Origin of the sequence: Campylobacter sp. 1569 (genome assembly GCF_024723675.1) — a bacterium.
In the GTDB taxonomy this organism is placed as follows: Bacteria; Campylobacterota; Campylobacteria; order Campylobacterales; family Campylobacteraceae; genus Campylobacter_D; species Campylobacter_D jejuni_C.
In genome coordinates, this window is sequence record NZ_JANQDB010000060.1 from 1 (window position 1) to 448 (window position 448).

General features: G+C 30.4%; 1 pseudogene. It reads right to left on the reverse strand.

From position 1 onward, the window contains the following. A pseudogene (locus tag CAMP5060_RS08170) lies at positions 1–448 on the reverse strand (beta-ketoacyl-ACP synthase III); the annotation flags it as partial.

The window sequence follows — 448 nt, forward strand, 5'->3', positions numbered from 1 at the left end:
CCACATACCATTAAAATTCTTTTACATCCACCATTTTCTATCATGGAAAAAAGCGTATAAAGTCCATATACAAAACCTGCACATGATTGATTGATATCAAAAGCTAAAGTTGTTTGAGGTAGATCAAGTCTTCCATGAAGATAACAAGCTGTAGCAGGTATGAAAAAATCAGGAGTTTGGGTAATGACTACTATAGCATCAATAGTATTTTTATCTAATCCATACTCGTTAAATAATATATTTGCTCCATATTCTGCTAAATCACTTACAGAAGTGTCTTGATCAGCAGCATATCTATATTGCAATCCCACAGATTTTTTAATACGATTTAGTTTTTTGATATCACCTTGATATCTTGTATGAAGTTCATCATCTATATTATATTTATTTTGTGGAACTATCATAGTTATGGCTGATATTTTAGCATGTGAAAAAGAAGCTTTCATAA